A 12814-nucleotide genomic window follows, 5' to 3' on the forward strand; every position below is an offset into this window, starting at 1 on the left:
CTTTTGATATTTAATCTGTTTAATTTTAAATGGTTAACTATTAAAAGAAAATATTATGAAAATGAGAACCATTTTATTAGGAATGAGCCTTAGTATTGCTTTAGTGTCATGCAAACCAAGCGATGCTGATGTTGAAAAAGCAATCAATGAAAAATTAAATGATCCAGATATCCAAGTTACAGTGCATGAAGGTGTGGCCACAATTACAGGTGTTTGTGATGACGAAATTTTCAAAAAAAACATTGAAAAAAGTGTAAGGGCTACCAAAGGCGTTAAATCTGTGGTTAATACTTGCGAATTGGCCAGAGCCAATCAAGAGCCAGCTGCCACTACTGTTGTTATTAATTCAGATGCCGATTTGGATAAATCGGTTAGTAAAGTTGTAGATGCTTACGATGGCGTTAGTGCTACAGTTGTTGGCGGTGTTGTGACACTTTCTGGAGAAATTAAAAAAGACAAACTCCAATCTCGTATACAGCGCATTCAGGAACTGAAACCTAAAAAAGTAGATAACAAATTAGTTGTAAAATAAGTTAAAAAAAGAATTGCAAGGTAAGTTGAGGAAATATAATTGATTTACTAAGTTAATCAATCGTGCTTAAGTGTTGATAATAAGGATTAAAGGTATTCTTTAAGTAGTTTTTTATCTATTAACTTGATTTTATTTGTAAGATTTTACACAATATATTAGAGTTGTTTTCGTTTTGAGATTATATTAATTTAAAAAATCTTATGAAAACTAAATCTATTTTATTAGCAATTTGTATTGCATTTTCGGTGGTAGCCTGTAAACCTAATGATGAAAAAATTCAAAAAGAAATCACAGCAAAAATGGCTAATATGCCAGGAATGCAAGTTTCTGTTGTAAAAGGAGTCGCAACAATTTCAGGAGTTTGCAAAGATGAATCTTGTAAAGAAAGTTGTGAGAATATTGTTAAAGGTGTGAAAGGCGTAAAGTCTGTAGTTAATAACTGCATAATTGATGCTCCTAAATCTGTTGAAGAAGTTGAGGCGGTAAAAATTAATCCAGATGCAGTTTTAAATACAGCTGTTGGTGAAGTGGTAAAAATGTACGGTGGTGTGAGTGCATCAGTTTCTGATGGAATTGTTACTTTGACAGGAAGTATTAAAAAAAGTCAGTTGCCAACTTTGATTAAAAGTGTTCAAGAATTAAAACCTAAAAAGGTTAATAACAAATTAATTATAAAATAAAGTTGTTATGAGTTTACAAGATAAATATAAAGAATTGACAAATCTGGCTTCTCAGTTAGAAATAGCTAATTTACAGGTAAGAGAACAGGATAATGTTTTGTATATTGATGGAGAAGCAAATTCTGCGTCGGACAAAGAAAGGCTTTGGAATGTTTATGGAGAAATAGATCCCGATTACAGATCTGCAGATGTAGTAATGAATATTGAAGTTGCTGTAGGTGCTACAACGGGCTATACAGTTAAAAGTGGTGATTCTCTTTCTAAAATCGGAAAAGCACACGGTGTTTCATGGCAGGCTATTTATGAAGCCAATAAAGATATTATTAAAAACCCAGATATCATTCAGCCAGGCTGGAAGTTGAAAATACCAACAGCATAATTTATTTATGCTGTGTCATGAAAGTCCATCTTAATGATGGGCTTTTTTATTATGATTCAATTGTAAAGAGCGTAAGATTTTGTTTGTTTTATGTCATTCCTAGTTAAGAAAGAATTTCGATTTCTAGGAATGACATAGATTATTGAATCATTTTTTGTTCTCATTTGCTTTTACTTGATTTATAAAAGATTCTTTCTTTTGAAACCGATTGCTCTAGCCCTGATGGTAGCGGCATCCTTTTGTGGCAGGGTTCGCCACAAAGATACAGCGGACAGCAGGTTCCCGGCTCCTAAAAACTATCTTCTCTTAATGCTTAAATCTAATAAAAACTGCGCTGTTTCCTGATCTGAATCAGCTGAGAAACCAGCGACATAAACTCCTTTTTTCCCCGTAGTCGACTTAATTCCGTATACAACTGCCTCATCCGCTGGGTCTGACTCACCCTCGTATCGATACACATGAACAATTTCAAATTTCTCAGGATTCTTTTTAATCGCGTCTGCATTTCGATTAAAATCACATGTAAATCCTTTTTCATTCAATTGATCTAAAGCCTTTGAAACAGTTGCGTAATGATACATTCTTTTCATGATAAACTGAATTTAAATTATAGATTTTTAAAGATAACTATTTTAAAATTAAAAAGTTATGATAAAATTCATAAAATCTGAAATTTAAAATCATTATTGTTAGTTCTTAAATCGCTACTTTTGCAGCGCAGACCGCCTTATCGTCGTTCCGTCCCGATAGCTATCGGGATCGGGAGGGAGGAAAGTCCGGACACCACAGAGAAGCATAGCGGGTAACGCCCGTCGGTTTCGATGAAAATCGGGATTAGGACAAGTGCAGCAGAAAGTATGTACAGGTAATGCTGTAGTGAAACCAGGTAAACTCTATGCGGTGAAATACCAAGTATATCGGCATTTAAGGGCTTCTCGTTCGTTGCCGAAGGGTAGGTAGATTGAGTCCCGAAGTAATTCGGGATCTAGATAAATGATAAGGTATTGTCGCGTTGCAAAACAAGACAAGAACAGAATCCGGCTTATAGGTCTGCATTTTTTATATATTTGTGAACTATCTAACTTAATTTCATGAATATTACCACTCCAAATTCTTCTTCAAAACCTCAAAAAAGTCTTTTTAGGACTGTTGTAACCAATCTTACTTTTTGGGTTTTAATTGCTATTATTACGGGCGTTTTACTCGGACATTTTTCTCCAGAAAATGGCGTGAAAATGGAATTTCTAGGCAAGAAATTTATTCAGCTTATTTCACTTTTTATTGGTCCGATTATCTTCCTGACAATTGTTTTGGGAATTTCGGGAATGGGAAATCTAAAAAAAGTAGGACGAATAGGCGTAAAAGCTTTAACTTATTTTGAAGTGGTTTCGACCGTTGCTCTAGCAATTGGCGTAGGAGTTGCCTATTTTTTTAAACCTGGAAAAATTGATAAATCGGGACTGACTTTTGGCGATGCAAGCCAATATACAAATGGCGCAGCAAAGGATTTTTCTTGGTTGCAGTTCTTTTTATCCAATTTTACGTTGCAGGTTTTATTAGCGGCTATTATCTGCGGAATTGCCTTGAATTTTTACCAGAAAAGAGAACAGACTATTTTGGTTTTGGAACGATTTTCTAAAGTGGTTTTCTTCGGATTAAAATATGTAATGTATCTCGCTCCAATTGGTGCTTTTGGAGGAATGTCGTACACAATCGGGAAATTCGGTCTGGCAACTTTGATTCCGCTTGGTAAATTGATGCTTTGCGTTTATTTGACGATGGCATTGTTTGTCTTTTTGGTTTTGGGAAGTATATTGAGATATTATAAAATCAGCATTCTTTCGATTTTAAAATATATTAAAGAAGAACTTTTGCTAGTTCTGGGAACTTCATCTTCGGAAGCTGCTTTGCCAAGTATTATGGTAAAATTGGAGAGAATGGGATGCAGTAAATCGGTCGTAGGATTGGTGATTCCGACGGGTTATTCTTTTAATCTGGACGGAACTTCGATTTATCTTTCGATGTCGGTGCTTTTCATTGCACAATTATACGATGTTCATTTGAGTTTTTTCGAAATCCTAACCGTTATCGGAATTTTAATGATTACTTCAAAAGGCGCAGCAGGCGTAACAGGAAGCGGATTTATTGTTTTGGCTTCAACCTTAACGGCTTTGCATAAAATTCCAGTTGAAGGATTAGCATTTTTATTGGGCGTAGATAAATTTATGAGCGAAGCCAGAGCGATTACCAATTTAATAGGAAACACAGTTGCGACGATTATAATTTCTAAAACAGAAAGAGATTTTGTAGAGTTGGATTTGAGCAATCCTGAGGGTAAATGAAATTGATTATGTTTTAATTTTTCCCGCAGATTGAGCAAATTTAAGAGATTTTTTAAAATTACAATCTGTGAAATCTGCAAAATCTGCGAGAGAAAAAACTTTGAGTCTTAGTGCCTTCGTAGCAATTCTTTTTTAGCTCTCGTCTTTTGTAGTTCGCACCAAGCTGATGCCTGATGTGAAAAATACGATTCCTAATATTCCGTAAATAATAAGCGATTTTATATCTCTGGTTTCTCCAGACGTGCCAGCAAAAATAACAGCTGTATAAATAAGTCCTATAATTCCGAGGATTGTAAGCAATCCGCCGAAAAATCTTTTTAGGTTCATGATTGTTAGATTTAAAAGTTCTCTAACAAAGTTAAATTCCGATAAGTTAATTGCTGTTATACAATTGCTTATAAGAAATTATATGATTTACAGGATGTTATTTTTCAATTTTAAATTCCAACCCGATGTTTCTAACGCTTTCTATTTTGATTTTAGGATCTGAATTAAAATATTTTCTAAGCCTGCTGATAAAAACATCCATGCTGCGCCCAGAGAAATAATCGTCTTTTTTCCAGACAGACATTAAAATTTGATCTCGCTTTAGTAACTGGTTATGGTTAAGATACAAATACTCAATAAGAGATGCTTCCATTTCGGTGAGTTGCTGAACGTGGTTTTTATTGTTAAGCGTTAAACGTTCGTTATCAAAAATATACGAACCAATTTCGATGATATTATTTCCGTCTAGACTTCTTTTTTGCTCGATTCGCTTTAGAATGTTCTGTAAACGAAGAACCAGTTCGTCGACTTCAAAAGGTTTAGCGATGTAGTCGTCTGCACCAAGTTTTAGACCGATGATTTTATCTTCTTTCAACTTTCTTGCCGTTAGAAAAATAAAAGGAATTTCAGGATTGATAGTAATTATTTTTTCAGCCAATGAAAATCCGTCCATCTTGGGCATCATTACATCAAAAATGCAAATATCAAAAATCTGATTTTTAAAATAGTCTAAAGCTATTTCGCCATTTTCTGCCCAGATTACTTCAAATTGATGCAATTCTAGGTATTGTTTTAAAATTGCCGCAAAGTCAAAATCGTCTTCGGCTAAAAGTAATCTTTTCAAAATAAGGGAATTAAACTTTTAATAAAATAGTAAACTGAGTTCCTTTTCCTAAATCGCTAATAACGTTAACAGAACCCTGATGTGCTTTTACGATTTGGTCAACATAATATAATCCTAAACCTAAGCCTTTTGTATTGTGCAGATTTCCTTGTTCGACGCGATAAAATTTCTCGAAAAGAAAGGCTTGTTTGTTTTTGGCAATTCCAATTCCGTCATCTTCAAAACTAATTGAGAATTGTTTTTCCGCAATTTTTGTTTTTATTGTAATCGTATTTGAACCGTATTTTACAGCATTTTCCAGAACATTCAAAAAAGCAGTTGTTAAATGAAATTTATCTAAAACTAGAATTGTTTTCTGAGTTTGAAAATCGGTTTTAAGATTGATTTTTGGAAAAGTAATTTTAAAATCATTGACAATAGAAAGCAGGAAATCTTCGGCATCTATTTTTTCCTTTTGCAATTCAATTTCATTTTCTGCCAAAGAATTTGCCATAACCTGATCGATCAAATTTTGCAGACGGTTATTCTGACGTGAAATTGTGCTTACAATCGCGTTGAAATTTTCTTCGTTTTCACGAATGCTTTTCTGTGCTAGAATCTTTGTAGAAATTCCTAAAGTTGCCAATGGCGTTTTAAGTTCGTGCGTAATATTATTGATAAAATCGGTTTTTACATCACTCACTTTTTTCTGTTTGATTAAAGCTTTTAAGGCAATGACAAAAAGCGTGATTAAAGTTAGAATTGATAATAAAGACAGAATAAGAATAAAAGTCATTCGCCTCAAAATAATCATTTCCCAATCAATTACAGAAACGTACATAGAATCTTCTGTCAGCAATTGATATTCCTGATTTTCAAACGTTCCGTTGGTTGTTCCAACATAATTTCTCACTAAAAAAGCATGATTTAGCGAAGCCAGATTTCCATACAATTTATTCTGGATAAAAGGTTTTTCCGAGAAAATCGTATCGGCTTTTTTAGCACTTTGATACAGAATAAACTTGTTGAGGACAATCGCAAAATCAATTTTGAAATTCGGTAAATCTCGTTCAAATTTTCGCTGAAGATCGTGCGTTACAGCATTTTGATATTCATTTCTTAAAACGCCAATCTTAATATCGAGTTTAGTGTTTTTTCCTTTTATATATTTTTCAGAAAGGCTTTTGTAAAGTGCTTCTTTTTTTGCCACCAAGGCCGAATCAATATCGCTATAGTTATTAGAAATCTGGGCAATTTCATTTTTAATCTGCGTATGAAACTGCGCGACTTTATATTCGTAGGCTGTTTTTACCAAATAACATTGTACCGTCATAAGCACGATGAGCGCTATGACAGAAAATGTGATTAATAAATTGATTCTTTGTTTCATATTCTTTTAAAATTCTGTTTCAAAAATACGGCTTTTACCATACAAATAGCAGATTAACCCTGCATTAACCTACGATTAACTTTCGGAACTAGATTTTCAAAGCATTTTTGCAGCAACATTAATCAATTTCAATTTTAAAATGAACCTTTATCTGCCACTTAAACTTCTAATAACACTTTTGCTTTTTTGTCTTTCATTTATTGCGAATGCACAGAATGAAATACCAAAAGATTCTATTTCAAATCAATTAGATGAAATTGTCATCGCCCAGGAGAAAAAGACATTTACAAACTCAAACGGAAATATAAAAGTTGACGTTGCCAATTCGGTTTACAATTCAATTCCAAATCCGGTCGATTTGCTTTCGAAACTGCCATCGGTTCAAGTAAGTACTGATCGTGAAAGTATTTCGATTGTCGGAAAAGGAAATCCGCTCATTTATATTGACGGCCAAAAAGGAACGATAACTGATTTGAATGCCTTGAGCGTCGCTGATATAAAGACTATTGAAATTATAAAGAATCCGTCTTCAAAATATGAAGCCGAAGGTCGCGCCGTGATTTTAATTGCCAGAAAATTGAGTAAAAAAGACAGTTTTAGAACTGAAATTTCTGAAGTGGCATCTTTCAAAAAGCATTATAATAATTATTTAGGGTTCAATTCTAGTTTTAAAAAAGGTAAATTAGAATGGAAAGCCAATTTTAACTACAATAAATTAAATCCTTGGGAAAGACATACTTTAGAATATGAGATTCCAAAAGCTTCAATTGTTTCCGATTATGATGTTATGGCGAATACACACCGCAATCAATACGTTTTTGGAGGCGGAATGTTTTATAAAATAAAGGAGGAGGATTATTTCTCGATTAATGTAAATGGAAAACTTCAGAATGATACTTTCGATATTAATACTTTTACGTTCAATCAAAATCAGGATCAGATCAATAATGTTTTTACGCTGAGTGATAATTCGAGTAAAAAGGATTTTGTCAATGCATTTGTAAATTATTCAAAAAAAATAAAATCGATCAACACGCAGCTTTTTGCTGGTTTTCAGTATTCAAATTTTAATCAGCATCTGGAAAGTTTAGTAGCCAACAATTATAACGAAACCGATTTTGAATTGTCGCAAAACCGCGATCAGAAATTTAATGTTGATGTCTTTTCTGGAAGAATCGATTTGGAGAAAAAGTTTAAAAATGAAATGAATCTAGAATATGGTGCACTGTATTTAAAGGCAAAATCGTTATCAAACGCAGACATTTTTGATTTTGAGAAAAACATTAACGAAATTTCAGATTATGATTTTAAAGAAGAAAACCTCGCTGCTTATATCCAGTTTTCTAGAAAACTCAAAAAAGTCGATTTCTCATTCGGATTAAGAGCGGAAAACACCAATGTTTATGCAAAGTTTAGAACGCAAGTTGCACCTTCAATCGATAAAAATTATACCAATTTGTTTCCGAAAGCCAATATTACTTTTCCTATTGACAGCACAAAAAGTATTATTCTAGATTATGCGAAAAGCATTGTGAGACCTAAGTATTCTTCATTAAGTCAGATTGCTACCTATATAAATCCGTATTTTTTATATGGCAGTAGTATAAATTTAGGACCAGCATTTGTAGATGAAATTTCGAGTACCTTCCAATATTTAGACAAAACTTTAAAATTTGGTTATTATCATACTAAAGATGTCGTTAATCCGACTTTTGTATTCAATGATGAAACAAATGTGCTGATGATTACCGATATTAATTTTAAGCGAGAAACGGGTTTTACAATAGATTTGACGCTTCCCTTTACTTATAAATTCTGGACTACAACAAATTCTCTTGTTTTTGCAAAAAGTAAGACTGAAGATGACAGAGCTTTATTGCATCCATCAAAACCTTATTTATATTATTATTCCAATAACACTTTTAAACTGCCGAAAGATTTCAGTTTTGTTCTTTCTTTTTGGGGAATGACAAAACAAAACGATGGAATTTTTGAACGAAAAGCCAATTTTATTGTCGATTTATCGCTGGTAAAAACATTCGGCAAAAACTGGAGCTGTACTTTAAATTATAATGATATTTTTAAAGCTACGACTTATACAGATGCTTTTAGCATTAATAATATAAATTCAAAGTTTAAATATTGGGTTGATGCAAATGAGATTTCTATTGCAGTTCGTTATTCTTTCGGAAAGATAAAAGATTCAGAATACAAAGGAAAAAGCATCAATGAGAGTGAAAATAGAATCAGATAAGGTTTGAAAAACCAAAAAATAAAATCCCAAATTCCAATTTCTCAGAAGCATTGAGATTGGAATTTGGGATTTCAATATTTTAATATTTAAAAATTTACCCTTCGTCTTCTTCCGTTTCTTTTTTAGAAATATCGTGCGGTAATTCTTCGTCATCGTCAGTAGAATTTAGTTCGAAGAAACTAAAAAACGAACCACCGTAACTTTTCTGGAAAGAAAAGTTAATCATGTGGTCTAGTTTTGTATACTTTGAATGTTCGATAATCATCATGCCGTCTTCTTCCAATAAATCTCTTTCAAAAACCGTTAGCACAATTTTTTCAAAAGTTGCTTGGTCTAAGCCATAAGGCGGATCTGCAAAAATAATGTCGTAAGTTGTTTTAGAGTTTTCTAAGAATTTAAAAACATCACTTTTAGTTGCAGCAATATCAAAATCGTATTCCGATGAAACTTGTTTGATAAATTTTACGCATCCGAAATCACCATCAACAGAGGTAATAGGAGCACTTCCGCGTGAAGCAAACTCATAACTGATGTTTCCTGTTCCCGAAAATAAATCTAAAACCTTTAAACTGTCAAAATTAAAATGATTATTTAAAACATTAAATAATGCTTCTTTACTCATGTCAGTCGTTGGTCTTACAGGTAGATTTTTTGGCGGAAAAATTCGGCGTCCTTTGTATTTTCCTGAAATGATTCTCATGATTGAAATAAGATATAATGTTTTTGATTTTGAGCAGTTGTAAAGCTGTTTTTCTCTTTTAGTTTTGATACATCCATAAAAGAAATATGGCGCACGTATTTGTAAGCTATAGCGTAAAAAGGATCATTTTCTGAAATCGTTCCTAATAATTCTAATTTGAAACTTTCAGGATTCATGCTCATTTGCTCTGCCGTAAATAAAATGTAATAGATGAAATCTTCTGGAGTATTGTATTCGAACGAATTAAACAATAAAAGTTTTTGATTTTGTACCACGATAATTTCAAAATTACCATGATTAAAATTCACGATCATTTTCTTGTCGTCATTGTTTCTTGAGTTATCTAGAATTTTCTCGACCAAAATGCTGTTGGCATGTTTAGAATTAAAAGAACCCACATTGTCAATCAGGAAGTTGTTGATATTCACATACGGAATATAAACCGAATTCATCTGGTAATTAGGAATTTGATCAAAAGTAAAGTGATCTGTTTCAAATACTTTTGTAGTGTATTGCAGATAACTTCCTAAATAATTCTCATCAAATAAAGCAGTGGGAACAAAAGTCGAGAAATTGTTATTATGGATAACCATTACTTCGTCGTAAGTTTCTTTTAATTCAGGATTAGTCTTGAAAGCATTGCTGAATAAATCTTCAATTCGAGGCGTTTTGTTGGTAGTGTCAAACTTTATTTCTTTAAAAGAAGTAATGACATTGTTTAAAGTATCAAAACAGCAGAATGAAAATCCAGTCAGGGAAACCTGAATAGAAAGTTTTCTGTAATTTTTTGAAGTAATGTTAGTATTTTGTAATGACATAGTTGATTTACAATTCGTTACCTGTTTTAAATCAAGAAAGAATTTAAGCGACCACAAACTTACAAATTAAAAAGGAACAATTATAATTGCAATTTCAAAAAACAATTTGAATCTAAGTTTAAAACAAGGTTAAGAAAAAGTATATTTATTTGGAAATTAATTAGTTAATATATTTTGCTCTTTTGATTGTTGAATGTGTCTTATTATTTGAAGAATTTTAAAGTTTGGAATTTAAAGATTGGAATTTAAAATTTAAAAAGACGACCTTTGTATTTCAATATTATTTTATGAATTCTGCACAGTTTTACGGTATTTTACAAAAGCGATTTCCTTTTCCTCCAACTTATAAACAGGATATTTTTTTTCAGAAAATTGCCATTTTCCTAACCGAACCTCAAAACGACACCATTTTTGTTTTGAAAGGATATGCCGGTACGGGAAAAACAACTGTAATTTCTACCATTGTCAATAATTTAAGCGATATCAATAAAAAGTACGTTTTATTGGCACCAACGGGACGTGCGGCAAAAGTAATTGCCAATTATTCTAATAATCCAGCTTTTACAATTCATAAAAAAATATATTTTCCGAAGAAATCTTCTGGTGGTGGAGTAGCTTTTACCAAACAAGTCAACAAACACAAAAACACCATTTTTATCGTCGATGAGGCTTCGATGATTTCAGACAGTACTTTAGACAGCGGTTCACTTCTGGACGATTTGATTAATTATGTCTATTCTGGGCAAAACTGTAAAATGATACTTTTGGGAGATACAGCTCAGCTTCCGCCAGTCAATTTGGATGTTAGTCCAGCTTTGGATATTGATACTTTGGGTTTTCATTACAGTAAGGAAATTGATCATATCGAATTGGATGAAGTAATGCGTCAGGAAGAAAGTTCAGGAATTTTATACAATGCGACAGAATTGCGTGAATTGCTCAAAGAAAGCTTCATTACCGAATTCCGATTCAATGTAAAGAAGTTTAAAGATATTGTTCGTTTGACCGATGGTTATGACATTCAAGATGCGATCAATATGGCGTATAGCAATTATAGTATTGAAGATACTGCTTTTATTGTTCGTTCTAATAAAAGAGCCAATCAATATAATGAACAGATTCGAAGCCGAATTTTGTTTAAAGAAAGCGAACTTTCGGTTGGAGATTTCTTGATGGTGGTAAAAAATAATTATTTCTGGCTGAAAGAAACTGATGAAGCGGGATTTATTGCCAACGGTGATATCATAGAAGTTTTAGAACTTTTCGGAATTAGAGAATTATACGGCTTTAAGTTTGCGAAAGTAAAAATCAGAATGGTCGATTATTCAGAACAAAAGCCTTTTGAAACGGTTTTAATTCTAGATACTTTAACCAGCGAATCACCATCTTTGACGTATGAAGAATCAAATCGTCTATACGAAGAAGTGATGAAAGATTATGAAGACGAACCAACCAAATACAAGAGATTTCAAAAAGTAAAAGAAAACGAATATTTCAACGGATTACAGGTGAAATTCTCATATGCGATAACGTGTCACAAATCGCAAGGTGGACAATGGAATACGGTTTTTATAGAACAGCCATTTCTGCCAAACGGAATTGATACTGATTACATTAGATGGCTTTACACCGCTATGACACGTGCTAAAAATAAGCTATATTTGATAGGCTTTAAAGACGAGAGTTTTGAAGAATAATTGTTTGCCACGAATTTCACGAATTAGCACGAATTATTTTTTTTAAGTTATGTAAATTAGTGTAATTCGTGAAATTCGTGGCAAAAAAAAGTTTTACCAAATGACAACATTAAACGACTTACATTCGATTTCGTCGACGTTTTCGAATACAGATAAAATGCCGGTTCTGTTTTTAGGACACGGCAGCCCAATGAATGCTATTGAAGAAAATCAGTTTGTAACTGGTTTTCGTAATTTGGCGAAAACACTACCACAACCCAACGCTATTTTATGTGTTTCTGCGCATTGGTTTACAAAAGGAACAAAAGTAACGTCAATGGAAATGCCAAGAACCATTCATGATTTTGGAGGTTTTCCACAAGCGCTTTTTGATGTTCAGTACCCAGCAAAAGGAAGTCCGGAATTGGCCGTTGAAACGCAAAAGATTTTAGATCCCGTAATGGTCGAATTAGACGAGCATTGGGGTTTAGATCATGGCGCTTGGAGTGTGATTAAACATTTGTATCCAAACGCAGATGTTCCGGTAATTCAGTTGAGCATCGATTATACCAAATCGGGGCAATATCATTTTGAATTGGCTCAAAAACTACAGGCACTACGCTACAAAGGCGTTTTAATCATCGGAAGCGGAAATATTGTCCACAATCTAAGAATGGTTGATTTTAGAAATTTTGATAAAGATAATTACGGTTACGATTGGGCTATAGAAGCACGAGAAACCGTAAATAATTATTTATTAGATGGAAATTTCCAACCTTTAATTGATTTCGAAAAACTAAATAAAGCTGTTCAATTGGCAGTTCCAACACCAGAACATTATCTTCCGTTATTGTATACTTTAGGTTTAAAAGATAAAAAGGATGAATTGGATTTGTTTAATGATAAACTATTAGCAGGTTCTCTAAGTATGACTTCTGTAAAAATTATGTAAT

The 12814-nt window shown here is 32.8% G+C and carries 13 protein-coding genes and 1 other RNA gene; 8 read left to right on the plus strand and 6 right to left on the minus strand.

Going from position 1 to position 12814, the window contains the following annotated elements:
* The first annotated feature begins 55 nt into the window (after nt 1–55).
* The 3 genes from JI750_RS15925 to JI750_RS15935 all read left to right on the plus strand — a co-directional run bounded on the left by JI750_RS15925 (nt 56) and on the right by JI750_RS15935 (nt 1591).
* On the plus strand, nt 56–532 hold the full coding sequence (locus JI750_RS15925) for a BON domain-containing protein (RefSeq protein WP_202004103.1): 477 nt from the start codon (nt 56–58) through the stop codon (nt 530–532).
* A 200-nt stretch (nt 533–732) separates the two neighbouring features.
* Complete coding sequence (locus JI750_RS15930) at nt 733–1212, plus strand: BON domain-containing protein (RefSeq protein ID WP_202004106.1); 480 nt, start codon at nt 733–735, stop codon at nt 1210–1212.
* A gap of 7 nt (nt 1213–1219) precedes the next feature.
* Entirely contained in the window at nt 1220–1591 is a 372-nt protein-coding gene (locus JI750_RS15935; RefSeq protein WP_202004109.1) for a LysM peptidoglycan-binding domain-containing protein, read from the plus strand.
* Nucleotides 1592–1887: 296 nt separating this feature from the next.
* Here the strand turns inward: JI750_RS15935 and JI750_RS15940 are convergent, their stop codons facing one another.
* Nucleotides 1888–2181: an SH3 domain-containing protein gene (locus tag JI750_RS15940; protein WP_111425466.1), complete on the minus strand. Its 294-nt coding sequence runs from the start codon at nt 2179–2181 to the stop codon at nt 1888–1890.
* Between the two features lie 124 nt (nt 2182–2305).
* Here JI750_RS15940 and rnpB point away from each other — a divergent pair.
* Both rnpB and JI750_RS15950 read left to right on the plus strand, forming a co-directional pair.
* Nucleotides 2306–2652: RNase P RNA component class A (rnpB, locus tag JI750_RS15945), an RNA gene on the plus strand.
* Between the two features lie 30 nt (nt 2653–2682).
* Nucleotides 2683–3933, plus strand: coding sequence for a cation:dicarboxylate symporter family transporter (locus JI750_RS15950; protein ID WP_202004112.1), 1251 nt, complete (start codon nt 2683–2685; stop codon nt 3931–3933).
* 132 nt (nt 3934–4065) lie between these two features.
* On the opposite strand, the gene JI750_RS15955 is transcribed toward JI750_RS15950, so the two are convergent.
* The 3 genes from JI750_RS15955 to JI750_RS15965 form a co-directional block, all read right to left on the minus strand.
* Nucleotides 4066–4260, minus strand: coding sequence for a hypothetical protein (locus JI750_RS15955; RefSeq protein WP_111377225.1), 195 nt, complete (start codon nt 4258–4260; stop codon nt 4066–4068).
* A gap of 97 nt (nt 4261–4357) precedes the next feature.
* Nucleotides 4358–5044 (minus strand): response regulator transcription factor, encoded by a 687-nt coding sequence (locus JI750_RS15960; protein WP_202004115.1) that lies wholly within the window; start codon nt 5042–5044, stop codon nt 4358–4360.
* Between the two features lie 10 nt (nt 5045–5054).
* Nucleotides 5055–6413 (minus strand): sensor histidine kinase, encoded by a 1359-nt coding sequence (locus JI750_RS15965; protein WP_202004118.1) that lies wholly within the window; start codon nt 6411–6413, stop codon nt 5055–5057.
* A 139-nt stretch (nt 6414–6552) separates the two neighbouring features.
* On the opposite strand from JI750_RS15965, the gene JI750_RS15970 reads away from it, so the two are divergent.
* Nucleotides 6553–8667 (plus strand): TonB-dependent receptor domain-containing protein, encoded by a 2115-nt coding sequence (locus JI750_RS15970; RefSeq protein ID WP_202004121.1) that lies wholly within the window; start codon nt 6553–6555, stop codon nt 8665–8667.
* 94 nt (nt 8668–8761) lie between these two features.
* Here JI750_RS15970 and JI750_RS15975 read toward each other — a convergent pair whose 3' ends face one another.
* Complete coding sequence (locus tag JI750_RS15975) at nt 8762–9367, minus strand: RsmD family RNA methyltransferase (RefSeq protein ID WP_202004124.1); 606 nt, start codon at nt 9365–9367, stop codon at nt 8762–8764.
* The gene (locus tag JI750_RS15980; RefSeq protein ID WP_202004128.1) at nt 9364–10185 is read right to left on the minus strand and encodes a DUF3822 family protein; all 822 of its coding nucleotides are present in this window, start codon (nt 10183–10185) and stop codon (nt 9364–9366) included. The genes JI750_RS15975 and JI750_RS15980 overlap by 4 nt, the downstream gene beginning before the upstream one ends.
* Nucleotides 10186–10472: 287 nt before the next feature.
* Between JI750_RS15980 and JI750_RS15985 the strand changes: the two genes are divergently transcribed.
* Nucleotides 10473–11882, plus strand: coding sequence for an ATP-dependent DNA helicase (locus JI750_RS15985; protein ID WP_202004131.1), 1410 nt, complete (start codon nt 10473–10475; stop codon nt 11880–11882).
* Between the two features lie 100 nt (nt 11883–11982).
* Nucleotides 11983–12813: a 4,5-DOPA-extradiol-dioxygenase gene (gene ygiD, locus JI750_RS15990; RefSeq protein ID WP_202004134.1), complete on the plus strand. Its 831-nt coding sequence runs from the start codon at nt 11983–11985 to the stop codon at nt 12811–12813.
* Nucleotide 12814: the final 1 nt, after the last annotated feature.

This window comes from Flavobacterium tagetis (assembly GCF_016735615.1).
Classification (GTDB): Bacteria; Bacteroidota; Bacteroidia; order Flavobacteriales; family Flavobacteriaceae; genus Flavobacterium; species Flavobacterium tagetis.